The following is an 11,991-nucleotide window of genomic DNA, read 5'->3' on the forward strand; positions in this document are numbered from 1 at the left end:
GGCCGCGTCCATCGCGGCCTCGGCGGCGTCTTGACCATGATTAGAGTAATACTCTAGAGTATCACTCTAGGAGGCGTTGATGACGGCGAGCGTGCGCGACGATCTGTTGGCGGCCGGGCTTGTCGTGTTCGACCGCGTCGGCTTCGAAGCTGCGACGGTCGCCGCAATCCGCACCCGGGCGCACGCCTCCAATGGCAGCTTCTTTCATGTCTTTGGATCCAAGAAGGAGCTCGCGGGCGCGCTGTTCCTGGAGGTGCTCAGGCACTATCACGCCGCGATGCTGGCTGCGCTCGACCCGGTGCCCGATGCGGCGCTGGGGATCAATCGCCTGATCCGGGCGCATCTCGACTGGGTCGTCACCAGCCGCCGTGAGGCGCGCTACCTCTTCGAGATCTCGCGCAGCGAATGGGGCGAGGACATCCGCGACGCCCAGCGCGCGCAGAATGCACGCCTTGCCGAAGGCGTCGAGCGCTGGCGAGCACCGCTGGTTGGCAGCGGCGAGCTTCTGCCGATGACGCCGGTGATGTTCGTCAGCCAGCTCATCGGCCCCGCGCAGATTTTTTGCCGCGCGTTCCTGTCGGGACGCGATCGTGCCGATCCGCGGGCCGAGGCCGATACGCTGATTGCCTGCGCCAATCGCGCGTTGCGGCCGCCCGATCGCATCAACAAGACATAAGGAGAGGCCTCATGCGAGCTGAAGCAGATCGCGAATTCGCAGCCGTAGCCGAACGCATCCACGCCAATGTCGGCCGGCAAGGTTTTATGAACTTGGTCGGCGCCGAGCTGTCCGAGCTCGCGCGCGGCACCTGCACCATTGCGGTGGAGCGCCGGCCGGAGCTGCTCCAGCAGCACGGCTTCTTTCACGGCGGCGTCACCGCCTTCCTGGTCGACAATGCCACGACGATTGCGGCCGCGACCTCGCGCGGCCAGCCGGCGCTGACGGCGGAATACAAGCTCAACCTGCTGTCGCCGGCGGTGGGCGAAAAACTGATCTGCCGTGCCAGGGTGATCAAGCCGGGTCGTCAGGTCTCCGTGGTCGCGGCCGACGTGTTCTGTGTCAGCGACGGTGTCGAGAAGCATACCGCAACCGCGCTCGCCTCGATCGCGATGCTGAGCGAGGAGGTCGCCGCGAAAACGAAAAGCCCGGCCGCCTGAGGCGACCGGGCTTCGCAGCCTGCGCGAACGCGAGGCTTACTTCTCGGTTTCTTCCGCAGCCGGCGCCGGCTCCTCGTCCTGCTGGGCTTCCGGATCGAAGAACTCGCCGGCGGCGGCGATTGCCTCGGCGGCCGCGTCGCGGTCCTCGTTGCGGGTCGAGATGTCCTCGCCGCGGTTGATGCGTTCGGCCTCGTCCTGGCTGCGCGCAACCGTGACGGTGACCTCGACCTCGACCTCGGGGTGCACGGCGACGGTGATCGAGTGCTTGCCGATGGTCTTGATCGGCGCATCGAGCTGCACCTGCGGACGGTCCAGCGACACGCCGTCGGCTTCGAAGGCCATGACGACGTCACGCACGGTGACCGAGCCGAACAGCTGGCCGGCTTCCGAAGCCTGACGGATCACAATGATGTTCTTGCCCTCGATCTTCTCGGCGATCTTGGACGCCTCGCCCTTCGACGCAAGATTGCGAGCCTCGAGATCGGCCTTCATGCCGTCGTACTTGGCGCGGTTGTCGGCGGTGGCGCGCAACGCCTTGCCGCGCTTGAGCAGGAAATTACGGGCATAGCCGTCGCGAACCTTCACGACTTCGCCCATCTGGCCGAGCTTGCTCACGCGTTCCAGCAAAATGACTTCCATATTCGTTCTCCTTTGAAGTGTTGGTGAGTTGGATTTTCGGGGTTGAACTCAAGGGGTCGGCAGCGGGGGCGGCTGCCGCGTGCGCAGGAAGCGCTCGCGGAAGCCGAACACGGCGTCCGCCATGCCGAGGATCACCATCGCGATGACGGGCCAACCGAACACGACGACGACGGCGTAGGTCGAGCCGAGCCAGAAGGTGCGGCTCTTCAGCGCCAGCGTCAGCGTATGCAGCACGGCGAAGCCGGTCAGCGCATAGCCCATCATCAACGCCGCCGCGGAGATCTGCGCGACGATCGCGAGCAGCCCGCCGGTGAAGCAGAACGCAAGCGCGACGCAGAGCCCGACCAGCGTCATCGGCGGCAGCTCCGCCGTCTTCATGTCCGGCCACGGGCGCCGAAGCCGGCCCGATGTCGCCGTTACTTTTGCGCTGAGCCACAGATTGAGGGTGAGCGTCATCATCGCGACGATGGTGGCGGCGGCTGGTGCGATGCGGACCATCGCGTCGACGAACTGGCTGACTTCGCCCGAGGTCTGCGGGTCCGTGGCGCGGAGGAGGCGCATCAGGCCGCGCCTGAGCGCGCCGAGGATGGTCTCGGCATCGGTGCCGAGCGTCAGCAAGGCGGCGATCGTGGTCAGCGTCGCGAAGCCCGCGATCCACAGCAGGATGCGGCCGACCGGATACCATTCGAGCTCGGGCTCCGCTGGCGGCTGGGTGGCGGCCTCCGGCGCAGCAGGCTCTGTCCTGCGGCTGAGCAGGACGAGATGGCCGAGCCACCAGGCCGGCAGCGCGACGGTGACGGCAAAGGCGATGCAGTAGGGCAGCCCGAACAGGGCGCCGAGGCCGATCGCGGCGGCGATGCCGCCGAGGCTCGCGCACAGCGGTCCCCAGCCGATCGAGGCGACCATCAGCGGCAGCGGTGCGAGATAGAACAGGACGAGCGAGATCAGCGCACCCGAAACGATCGAGGCGAACATCAGGGCCGACGCAGCGCCGGCGATCAGGGCTATCAGTCCAAAGGCCATCATCAGCTGTCCCGCTCCTTTCGAGCGGTTAGAGGCATCTCGCCCCAACCATCGGCGACCGGACGACCCGGAAGCCTTATGAAATTAGTCAAGTGCGGCCGGCGGCGATGTCGCCGCCGGCCGCATTCGTCTTAGCGAATGACGTAGGGCAGCAGGCCCAGGAAGCGCGCGCGCTTGATGGCGCGGGCGAGTTCACGCTGCTTCTTCGCGGACACCGCGGTGATGCGACTCGGCACGATCTTGCCGCGCTCGGAGACGTAACGCATCAAGAGCTTGGAGTCCTTGTAGTCGATCTTCGGAGCATTGGCGCCCGTGAACGGGCAGCTCTTGCGACGACGGAAAAACGGGCGGCGTGCACCAGCTTCAGCCATTGTTCTTACTCCCCATCCGTCGTGGTGGTGGTGGTGGTTTCAGCGTCTTCGCGCGGACGGCGCGGGCCGCGATCACCGCGGAAGCCGCCGTCGCGATCGCCGCCACGGAAACCACCCTCGCGGTCGCCACGGAAGCCGCCTTCACGCTCGCCGCGGAAGCCGCCGCCACGATCGTCACGCTCGCGATCGCGATCGGCCTTGCGCATCATCGCGGACGGGCCTTCCTCGAGCTCCTCGACGCGGACGCTGAGATAGCGGATCACGTCTTCGCTGATGCGCTCCTGGCGCTCGATCTCGGCGATCGCCGCGGACGGCGCGTCGATGTTGAGCAGCACGAAGTGCGCCTTGCGGTTCTTGTTCATGCGGTAGGTGAGGGAGCGAACGCCCCAGTTCTCGGTCTTGGTGACCTTGCCGCCGAGACCCTCGACGATGCCGGTCATCTGCGCAGTCAGCTCTTCGACCTGCTGCGTGCTCGCGTCCTGACGCGCGAGAAAAACATGCTCATAGAGAGCCATAGTGGTCCTTTCCTCATGTTGGCGCATCGCCCGGCGTCAAGCCCTTAAGAGGCCTTGGGAAAGGACTCTGGGATTAAGCTCAGAAGGCGGAAACACGGGACGACGGGCCGACTGGCCCTGCCACACCAAAATCACGAATGATTTGCTGAGACCGTCCGTTCAGCTCCCGGCCGGGGTCTGCGGATGGCGCGCTTATACGGATTTTGGCCGGCTTTGCAAGGTTTGAGGCCGGGTTTTCGGCCGGGATGGTTCCGGTACCGGCGGGTCAAGCCCCGTCCTCCCATACCACATATCGCTTGAATTGTTTGTTTGTATGCCATACAAATAATGCAACTATGAGGACCCCATGGTGGAAAAGTCGGTCCATGAGCCGTTTGAGGCGGCTGGCGACCCCAAGCATGCCGTGCGCGCGACGCGCTCGGCCGGCCGCAAGATGCGGTCGCTGCTGCTGGATGCCGCGAGCCCGCTGTTTCGGGAGCGGGGGCTGTCGGGCACGGCGATCACCGACATCGCGGCCGCCGCGGACGCTTTCCCGAGCCAGATCACCTATTACTTCCGCACCAAGGAGGCGCTGTTCGTCGAATGCGCCTGCCGCGAACTCCTGTATCTGGCGCGCGCGACCGAGCAGGCGGCGCTGAAGGCGCGCACGCCGCGGGAATACACGCTTGCGTTGGCCGCGACGGTGACGGCGAGCGATTCGGTCGCCTTCTTCGCCGAAGCCCTGACATTGACGCGGCGCCGCCAGGATCTGGCACCGCTGGTCGAGCGCACGATCGAGCGCCTGCACGGCGAAGGCGCTCGCGCCTATGCGAGCCAGGTGGCGCGGCACGGCTGGCGCTCGCTGCGCGCGCCCGACGAAAGCTCGCGGCGGTTCTGGGCCGTCGCCATCGGCGTCATTCTCGAAGGCTATGCGATGGGCCGTTCGCCCGAGGGGCTTTGCGCCGAGATGCTGCGGGTGCTCGGCGAGCAGGCGAAATCCGCTGATGATGCTGCGCGCCTGCGTCTCGTCGGCGAGCGCGATGTATCAAGCCATTCGAATGAGGAGGGTTAGACCATGACCGCACTTCGCATGCGCGCCCGCGATTTCCTGACCGACGATCAACTCGCCGACGTCCGCCAGCGCGTGACCTGGAAAGGCGTTGCGATGATCGCGCACGCCTGGGCGCTCATTATCGCCGCGATCGCTCTGGTCGCGTGGTGGCCCAATCCCGTCACCTACGTTCTCGCCGTGGCCATCATCGGTTCGCGCCAGCTTGGCCTCGCCATCCTGATGCATGACGGCGCGCATGGCTGCCTGTCCGCCGACGAGAAGACCAATCTCACTCTGAGCCAGTGGTTCTGTGCCTATCCGCTGTTTGCGGAGACGCGCAGCTACCGGCGCTATCACCTTCAGCATCATGCGCGCACCCAGCAGGAGGACGATCCCGATCTCGTGCTGTCGGCGCCGTTTCCGATCACGAAGCTGAGCTACCGCCGCAAGTTCATCCGCGACATCACCGGACAGACCGGCTACCAGCAGCGCAAGGCGCAGCTGCTCAACGCGCTCGGCGCGAAGGACTGGCCGTGGCGGCAGCGCCTGGCGCATTTCTGGGACAAGCTCGGTCCCCAATGCATCGTGAATGCCGTGATGTTCGCCGCGCTCGCGGCGGCCGGGGTGTGGTGGGCCTACCCACTGCTATGGCTGGTGCCGCTCCTGACATGGATGATGGTCATCACCCGCATCCGCAACATTGCAGAGCACGCCGTCGTCCCCGACAGCAGCGATCCCTTGCGCAACACCCGCACCACCCATGCCAATTTTCTGGAGCGCCTGTTCATCGCGCCATACTACGTGAACTACCACCTCGAGCATCATCTGCTGTTCTACGTGCCCTGCTACAATCTGCCGAAGGTCCATCGCCTGCTCAGCGAGAGCCGGCATGCCGGACGCATGGAGGTGCAGTCGGGCTACGCAGCCGTGCTGCGGCTGGCGACGGCGAAGCCGAACCGGGATGACCGCCCGGGCCAGTTGGTGAACAGCGCGCGCCGTGCACAGGCAGGGGCGGCGGTCGACGCCAACCAGACCAATGGTGGATTTTAGGAGACCACATCCCAGTTGAATGCACGCCCAAGTTCCCATCTTGGCTTGACATTCTGGCCCCGGACGGTGTCTACGGCCCCCTTTGGAGCGTGATCCGGAACCATGGCCCAAGGCCGTGCGTAATCGGCTGCCGGTTCTCGCAGGGATCATGCCCGACAAGCAGGGAGCGCCGATGACGGCAGCATTCACATTTCCGGGGCAGGGTTCCCAGGCGGTTGGTATGGGCAGGGCCCTGGCCGACGCCTTTCCGGTGGCGCGCGCCGTGTTCGACGAGGTCGATGCCGCGCTTTCCGAGAAGCTGACGGCGATCATCTGGGATGGCCCGGCAGAAACCCTCCAGCTCACCGAGAACGCCCAGCCGGCGCTGATGGCGGTGTCTGTCGCCACCCTGCGCGTGCTGGAGGCCGAGGCCGGGTTTTCCGTCGGACGGGATGCGGCCTTCGTTGCCGGCCACTCGCTGGGTGAATATTCGGCGCTGGCTGCCGCCGGCAGCCTGACGATTTCGGACACCGCGCGGCTGCTTCGCACCCGCGGTCTTGCAATGCAGAAAGCCGTGCCGGTCGGCGTCGGCGCGATGGCCGCGCTGCTCGGCCTCGACTACGAGGCCGCGATGGAGGTCGCCACCGAGGCGGCGCAGGGGCAGGTCTGCCAGGCCGCCAACGACAATGGCGGCGGACAGGTGGTCGTCTCCGGCGACAAGGCCGCGGTCGATCGCGCCGTCGAGATCGCCAAGACCAAGGGCGCCAAGCGCGCAATGTTGCTGCCGGTGTCTGCCCCGTTCCATTGCAAGCTGATGCAGCCTGCGGCCGACGCCATGGCGGAAGCGCTGGCCAAGGTCACGATCAAGGCGCCGGCCGCGCCGCTGGTGTCGAACGTGCTCGCAAGCGCCATCACCGATCCCGACGAAATCCGCCGCCGTCTGGTCGAGCAGGTCACCGGCACGGTGCGCTGGCGCGAGTCGGTTGCCTATATGGCAGGGCAGGGCGTCACCCGCTTCTTCGAGATCGGCGCCGGCAAGGTGCTGACCGGTCTCGTCAAGCGCATCGCGGACGGCGCCGTCGGCGTTGCGGTCGGCGGCCCGAACGACATTGCCGCCGCTAAGGATGCATTGGCCGCTGCGAAGCAGGGCTAGAGGAGTACTCAATGTTCGATCTGACAGGCAAAAAGGCGCTCGTCACCGGGGCGACCGGCGGCATCGGCGGCGCGATCGCGCAGGCGCTGCATGCGCAGGGCGCCACCGTCGCGATCTCGGGGACGCGCAAGGACGTGCTGGATGAGCTTGCCGGCAAGCTTGGCGAGCGCACGCATGTGCTGCCCTGCAATCTCTCCAAGGCCGACGAGGTCGAGGCGCTGGTGCCCGCCGCGGAAGCTGCGATGGGACAGGTCGATATCCTCGTCGCCAATGCCGGCATCACGCGTGACAATCTCTTCGTCCAGCTCCGCGATGAGGACTGGGAGGAGGTCATCAACATCAATCTGACCTCGACCTTCCGCCTGGCGCGCGCCGCCACCAAATTGATGATGCGCAAGCGCTTCGGCCGCATCATCGCCATCACCTCGGTGGTCGGCGTCACCGGCAATCCCGGGCAGGGCAACTACACCGCCTCGAAGGCGGGCCTGATCGGCATGATCAAGACGCTGGGGGCCGAATATGCCAAGCGCGGCGTGACCGCGAACTGCATCGCCCCGGGCTTCATCAAGACGCCGATGACCGATGCGCTCAACGACAAGCAGCGCGAGACGATTCTGACCAAGGTTCCGGCCAACCGCCTGGGGACGCCAGAGGACATCGCCGCGGCCGCCGTCTACCTGAGTTCGAACGAAGCAGCCTACGTCACGGGGCAAACAATCCACGTGAACGGTGGCATGGCCATGATCTGACCTCTCGTCCCGCACTGCCCACATGGGCGGCGCGGGATGCGGCAAACGGCCGTTTCCGGAGCGAAATGAGGCTTGTAGTCAAGGCAGTTGAAGTATGATAACCGGACCATCAACGGATGGGCAAAGAACGCCATTGCAGGTTTTTGAAACCCTGTATATTGGCGATGCGGAGCCTTGGCCGTCATTCGCCGGGCCTGCATCGGTTAGGGTGGGGCCAAATCAAAGTTCGTAAGCGAAGACAGTCAACGACCACGACGGCTCGTATCGTCCCGGGGGGTCGGGTCTACAGGGAACAACACGAGGTTATGCAATGAGTGACATTGGCGAGCGGGTTAAGAAGATCGTGGTCGAACACCTTGGTGTTGAACCCGAGAAGGTTGTCGACGCAGCGAGCTTCATCGACGACCTCGGCGCCGACAGTCTGGACACCGTCGAATTGGTGATGGCGTTCGAAGAAGAATTCGGTTGCGAGATTCCGGACGACGCCGCGGAGACGATTCTCACCGTCGGCGACGCGACGAAATTTCTCGAGAAGAACGCGAAGAGCTAAGGCTCTTCATTTTCGCGGGGACAACATTGAAACCGGACGGGCCGCTGACCAGCGGTCAGCCGGTTTCTTGTTATTGGCCGTGAATCTTTCGATGCGGAGTTTTCGGATATGAGACGGGTTGTCGTCACGGGTCTCGGCATGGTGTCGCCGCTCGGCTGCGGCGTCGAGCCGACCTGGAAACGCATCCTCAACGGCGAAAGCGGTGCGCGAGCGATCGAGAGCTTCGATGTCTCCGATCTCCTGACCAAATACGCCTGCACGGTCGTGCGGGGCGACGGCACCAACGACACCTTCAATCCCGACAAATGGATGGAGCCGAAGGACCAGCGCAAGGTCGACGACTTCATCATCTTCGGCATGGCCGCAGCCGGCCAGGCGCTCGACGATGCCAACTGGCATCCCGAGACCGAAGAGGACAAATGCGCGACCGGCACCATGATCGGGTCCGGCATCGGTGGTCTCACCGGCATTGCCGACACCGCGATCCTCCTGAAGGAACGCGGACCGCGCCGGGTGTCGCCGTTCTTCATTCCGGGCCGCCTGATCAATCTCGCCTCCGGCTATGTCTCGATCGCGCATGGTCTGAAGGGCCCGAACCATTCGGTGGTCACGGCCTGCTCGACCGGCGCGCATGCGGTCGGCGATGCCGCCCGCCTGATTGCGCTGGGCGATGCCGACGTCATGGTGGCCGGCGGCGCAGAATCGCCGATCAGCCGCATCGGCATTGCCGGTTTCAACGCCGCGCGTGCGCTCTCGACCGGCTTCAACGGGACGCCCGAGAAGGCCTCGCGTCCCTACGACAAGGACCGTGATGGTTTTGTGATGGGCGAGGGCGCCGGCGTCCTGGTGCTCGAGGAACTCGAGCACGCCCAGCGCCGCGGCGCCAGGATCTATGCCGAGGTGATCGGCTACGGTCTTTCGGGTGATGCCTATCACATTACGTCGCCGGCGCCCGATGGCGATGGCGGCTTCCGCAGCATGTCGGCCGCGCTCAAGCGCGCCGGCCTCACGGCGTCCGATCTCGACTACATCAACGCGCACGGCACCTCGACGCCGCTTGGCGACGAGATCGAGCTCAGTGCGGTGGAGCGCCTGCTCGGCAACGCCGCCTCCAAGGTCGCGATGTCCTCGACCAAATCCTCGACCGGCCATCTTCTCGGCGCCGCCGGCGCGATCGAGGCGATCTTCGCCATTCTCGCGATTCGCGATAATGTCGTTCCGCCGACCATCAACCTGGACAATCCGTCGGTCGAGACCGCGATCGATCTCGTGCCGCATAAGGCGAAGAAGCGCGAGGTCAACATCGCGTTGTCGAATTCTTTTGGTTTTGGCGGTACCAACGCGTCGGTCATCGTCCGGCGTCTGGTCCATTAGTTTGTTGTTGCGACGAATCCACCGTTTTGCCGTATTCGGCGATAGTCATGGAAGTGGGCGCGCGCATTTGGCTCGGCAAGCGATTGCCTGGCCGCGATTGAACCGGCAGGATTCAGGTTGCTTCGATGAGTGAAAGGCCGCCCATTTCGCCCCGGAGTCCGCGGGCAGCGCTCGAGCCCGAGCAGGTCCCGCCGCCGCCGAAGCGGTCGGACCGGGCGCGCAATCCGTTTGTGATCGTCGGCAACGCCATCATCACCCTGCTGCTGATCGCCATGATCGGCGCCGGCGGCGTCTATTATTACGGCCGCCAGGTGCTCGAGGCGCCGGGGCCGCTGAAGGACGACAAGATCGTCAACATCCCGCAGCGTGCGGGCAAGCGCGACATCGCCGAGACGCTGAACCGGGAAGGCGTCACCGACGTCAATCCGTGGGTGTTCATCGCCAGCGTCGCCGCGCTGAAGGCGAGCTCGGACCTCAAGCCCGGTGAATATTCGTTCCAGAAAAACGCCTCCTTGCGCGACGTCATCGGTACCATCGTCGAGGGCAAGGTGGTGCAGCATTCCGTCACGATCCCGGAGGGCCTGACCTCCGAGCAGATCGTGGCGCGCCTGTCCGACAACGACATCTTCACCGGCAGCGTGCGCGAGCTGCCGCGCGAAGGCACGCTGTTGCCCGAGACCTACAAATTCCCGCGCGGCGCCCCGCGTGAGCAGGTGATTCAACGCATGCAGCAGGCGCACAAGCGCGTGCTGGCCGAGATCTGGGAGCGCCGCAGCCAGGACATCCCGGTCAAGACGCCGGAGCAATTGGTGACGCTGGCCTCGATCGTCGAGAAGGAGACCGGCAAGCCCGACGAGCGCAGCCGTGTTGCGGCCGTGTTCGCCAACCGGCTGAAGCAGAAGATCAAGCTGCAGTCCGATCCGACCATCATCTACGGCCTGGTCGGCGGCAAAGGCACGCTGGGCCGTCCGATCAAGCGCAGCGAGATCACGCAGCCTTCGCCCTACAACACCTATGTGATCGAGGGATTGCCGCCGGGCCCGATCTCCAACCCCGGCCGCGCCTCGCTGGAAGCCACCGCCAACCCCGCCCGCACCCGCGACCTCTATTTCGTCGCCGACGGCACCGGCGGGCACGCCTTCACCGAGACTTACGACGCGCACCAGAAGAACGTCGCCAAGCTCCGCGCGATGGAAAAGCAGATCCAGAACGACACGGTCGAGCCGGCCGAGGACGCGCCGCCGCCGGCCGCCGCGGCGCCCGGCGCTGCGACCGATACGCCGACGGCGACGACGCCGGCACGGCCCAATCAGCAGAAGAAGCAGCCGTCGCGGCCCGCAGGTCCGGCGCCGGCCCGGCAGGGCGCGGTGCAGCCGTCGCCACCCGTGGTGCAGCGCTAGGCTCTATGCAGACCTGCCTACGGCGCTTTGCGGATTCCACTTTCCTGCAAAATAGTCTTAAGATTCGCGTGGCCTGATGGCCTCGCGAATCCCATGTTCCGGAGAATCTTATCTAATGGCGCTGTCGTCCATGACCGGCTTTGCCCGAAGCCACGGCGCTAGCGGGCCGTACACGTTCGAATGGGAATTGAAGTCGGTCAACGCCAAGGGCTTTGACCTCAGGGTACGGCTGCCGCAGGGGTTCGACGAGCTCGAGGCCCACGCCAAGAAACGCGCCGGCGAGCTGTTGTCGCGCGGCACCGTCTACGCCAATCTCAACGTCAAGCGCGCCAATGCCGCGGCCTCGGTCCGCGTCAACGAGGACGTGCTCAACGCCGTCCTCAAGGCCGCCGCCATGATCGCCGGCAAGGTCGACGCGGTCGCGCCGAGCATCGACGGCCTGCTCGCCATCAAGGGCGTCGTCGAGGTCGCAGAACCCGAGGGCGACGAGGAGGAGGACAAGGCCGCGCGTGCCGCTGCGGCCGAAGCCTTCGACAAGGCGCTCGCCGATCTCGTCGAGATGCGCAGGCGCGAGGGGACCTCGCTCGGGCAGATCCTGACCCAGCGGGTCGACGAGGTCGAGCAGCTGGCGAAGAAAGCGGAAGGTTCGCCCGGTCGCAAGCCGGAGGCGATCAAGGCGAGGCTCGCCGAGCAGATCGCAACCCTGCTCGATACTTCCGACCGTTTCGATTCCGACCGCCTGATGCAGGAGGCGATCCTGATCGCGACCAGGGCCGACATCCGCGAGGAGCTCGACCGCATCGCTTCCCATATCGCGCAGGCGCGCGAACTGATCGGCAAGGGCGGTCCGATCGGGCGCAAGCTCGACTTCCTGGCGCAGGAGTTTCACCGCGAGGTCAACACCTGCTGCTCGAAGTCGAACGACATCGAGCTGACCAATACGGGGCTCGCCATGAAGAACGTGGTCGAGCAGTTCCGCGAGCAGGTCCAGAATCTGGAGTGA

The 11,991-nt window shown here is 65.4% G+C and carries 14 protein-coding genes; 10 read left to right on the forward strand and 4 right to left on the reverse strand.

Features of this window, described 5'->3' with window-relative positions; genetic code table 11:
- Positions 1–79 precede the first annotated feature (79 nt).
- Both I3J27_RS16535 and I3J27_RS16540 read left to right on the forward strand, forming a co-directional pair.
- Entirely contained in the window at positions 80–676 is a 597-nt protein-coding gene (locus I3J27_RS16535; RefSeq protein ID WP_270171290.1) for a TetR/AcrR family transcriptional regulator, read from the forward strand.
- 11 nt (positions 677–687) lie between these two features.
- A complete protein-coding gene (locus I3J27_RS16540) occupies positions 688–1,155 on the forward strand; it encodes a PaaI family thioesterase (protein ID WP_270171292.1) in 468 nt (155 codons plus the stop codon).
- Between the two features lie 36 nt (positions 1,156–1,191).
- On the opposite strand, the gene rplI is transcribed toward I3J27_RS16540, so the two are convergent.
- From rplI to rpsF, 4 genes are all read right to left on the reverse strand, one after another.
- Positions 1,192–1,794: a 50S ribosomal protein L9 gene (gene rplI / locus I3J27_RS16545; protein WP_270171294.1), complete on the reverse strand. Its 603-nt coding sequence runs from the start codon at positions 1,792–1,794 to the stop codon at positions 1,192–1,194.
- 48 nt (positions 1,795–1,842) lie between these two features.
- Positions 1,843–2,820 (reverse strand): DUF2232 domain-containing protein, encoded by a 978-nt coding sequence (locus I3J27_RS16550; RefSeq protein ID WP_270171296.1) that lies wholly within the window; start codon positions 2,818–2,820, stop codon positions 1,843–1,845.
- A gap of 128 nt (positions 2,821–2,948) precedes the next feature.
- Positions 2,949–3,188 (reverse strand): 30S ribosomal protein S18, encoded by a 240-nt coding sequence (gene rpsR, locus I3J27_RS16555; protein ID WP_007592020.1) that lies wholly within the window; start codon positions 3,186–3,188, stop codon positions 2,949–2,951.
- A 5-nt stretch (positions 3,189–3,193) separates the two neighbouring features.
- Positions 3,194–3,703, reverse strand: a complete 510-nt coding sequence (gene rpsF / locus I3J27_RS16560; protein ID WP_270171324.1) for a 30S ribosomal protein S6 — start codon at positions 3,701–3,703, stop codon at positions 3,194–3,196.
- A 346-nt stretch (positions 3,704–4,049) separates the two neighbouring features.
- Between rpsF and I3J27_RS16565 the strand changes: the two genes are divergently transcribed.
- The 8 genes from I3J27_RS16565 to I3J27_RS16600 all read left to right on the forward strand — a co-directional run bounded on the left by I3J27_RS16565 (position 4,050) and on the right by I3J27_RS16600 (position 11,991).
- Complete coding sequence (locus I3J27_RS16565) at positions 4,050–4,754, forward strand: TetR/AcrR family transcriptional regulator C-terminal domain-containing protein (RefSeq protein WP_270171326.1); 705 nt, start codon at positions 4,050–4,052, stop codon at positions 4,752–4,754.
- 3 nt (positions 4,755–4,757) lie between these two features.
- Positions 4,758–5,783: a fatty acid desaturase family protein gene (locus tag I3J27_RS16570; RefSeq protein WP_270171328.1), complete on the forward strand. Its 1,026-nt coding sequence runs from the start codon at positions 4,758–4,760 to the stop codon at positions 5,781–5,783.
- A gap of 172 nt (positions 5,784–5,955) precedes the next feature.
- A complete protein-coding gene (gene fabD / locus I3J27_RS16575; RefSeq protein WP_270171330.1) occupies positions 5,956–6,915 on the forward strand; it encodes an ACP S-malonyltransferase in 960 nt (319 codons plus the stop codon).
- Positions 6,916–6,926: 11 nt separating this feature from the next.
- Positions 6,927–7,664, forward strand: a complete 738-nt coding sequence (fabG, locus tag I3J27_RS16580) for a 3-oxoacyl-[acyl-carrier-protein] reductase (RefSeq protein ID WP_254130981.1) — start codon at positions 6,927–6,929, stop codon at positions 7,662–7,664.
- A gap of 310 nt (positions 7,665–7,974) precedes the next feature.
- Complete coding sequence (locus tag I3J27_RS16585) at positions 7,975–8,214, forward strand: acyl carrier protein (RefSeq protein ID WP_008130699.1); 240 nt, start codon at positions 7,975–7,977, stop codon at positions 8,212–8,214.
- 108 nt (positions 8,215–8,322) lie between these two features.
- Positions 8,323–9,588: a beta-ketoacyl-ACP synthase II gene (gene fabF / locus I3J27_RS16590; RefSeq protein WP_270171338.1), complete on the forward strand. Its 1,266-nt coding sequence runs from the start codon at positions 8,323–8,325 to the stop codon at positions 9,586–9,588.
- Positions 9,589–9,713: 125 nt separating this feature from the next.
- Positions 9,714–10,988, forward strand: coding sequence for an endolytic transglycosylase MltG (gene mltG / locus I3J27_RS16595; protein ID WP_270171340.1), 1,275 nt, complete (start codon positions 9,714–9,716; stop codon positions 10,986–10,988).
- A gap of 115 nt (positions 10,989–11,103) precedes the next feature.
- Complete coding sequence (locus I3J27_RS16600) at positions 11,104–11,991, forward strand: YicC/YloC family endoribonuclease (protein WP_270171346.1); 888 nt, start codon at positions 11,104–11,106, stop codon at positions 11,989–11,991.

The organism is Bradyrhizobium xenonodulans (genome assembly GCF_027594865.1).
GTDB classification, from domain to species: Bacteria; Pseudomonadota; Alphaproteobacteria; order Rhizobiales; family Xanthobacteraceae; genus Bradyrhizobium; species Bradyrhizobium xenonodulans.